We start from the raw sequence: 860 nt of genomic DNA on the forward strand, positions 1-860 counted from the left end.
TTGGTAACGTCATATGACGATTTGCAACAGATGGAGAGTTTTGTGATGAGCTGGTAGGCTCTTCCTTGCTGATTTGGTTCGGCATCATTGGATCGATAAGCGTAATTAATAAACAATCTTGAAGTCGCAATTTGCGACTTCAAAGGCAGGTAGGCAAAAGCTATTTAACCAGCAAGAAACCAGCGATGGATCATTTGATGTCAGGAAGATGATAATGGTGCTTGGAGTAATGGAATGCGAAGACTTGATATTCCGATTTGGAATATCATACAGCGCATTGAAAAACCATGTGGTTGAAGAATATTGGAGGTCAAAGGTGAAAGAAGAAGAACTAAACCAAGGAATATATTATATTTCGGTGCTTTAGACCGGAAACCGTTAACTATGGAATTGGCAAATATTCCTCATGTGCTGCGATATGGGATAACACACTTTAAATCGCCTAATGCCAATCCGAATTTTATTACCATTGGAGACATCGCGTTGATTGACGCAAGAAATACAGGGCGAGTGTTTATAAATAACGGCGATTACTCATTGACCTATGATTAGATACCTAACAGGTAATATTTTAGAGAGCGATGCACAGGCATTGGTAAATACCGTAAACACCGTAGGTGTGATGGGCAAAGGTATCGCCTTGCAATTCAAAAGGGCGTTTCCAAATAATTTCAAAGCTTATGCAGATGCGTCTAAAAAAGGAGAGGTTGAGATTGGTAGGCTTTTGGTGACGCATGACAACAACCTTGATGCTGGCGAAAAGTTGATTATCAACTTCCCCACGAAAAAGGATTGGCGAAAGCCTTCGGAATATTCGTTTATCGAAGAAGGATTGGATGACTTAATCCGGGTAATTGATG

The 860-nt window shown here is 40.3% G+C and carries 2 protein-coding genes; both read left to right on the forward strand.

Going from position 1 to position 860, the window contains the following annotated elements; translation table 11 throughout:
• Nucleotides 1–384 precede the first annotated feature (384 nt).
• Nucleotides 385–552, forward strand: coding sequence for a hypothetical protein (locus JHJ32_RS22610; RefSeq protein ID WP_200122999.1), 168 nt, complete (start codon nt 385–387; stop codon nt 550–552).
• Nucleotides 545–860, forward strand: a 316-nt coding sequence (locus JHJ32_RS22615; RefSeq protein ID WP_233632819.1) for a macro domain-containing protein, incomplete at its 3' end; no start/stop codon positions are given. The genes JHJ32_RS22610 and JHJ32_RS22615, both read left to right, overlap by 8 nt.

This window comes from Parapedobacter sp. ISTM3 (assembly GCF_016533505.1).
GTDB classification, from domain to species: Bacteria; Bacteroidota; Bacteroidia; order Sphingobacteriales; family Sphingobacteriaceae; genus Parapedobacter; species Parapedobacter luteus.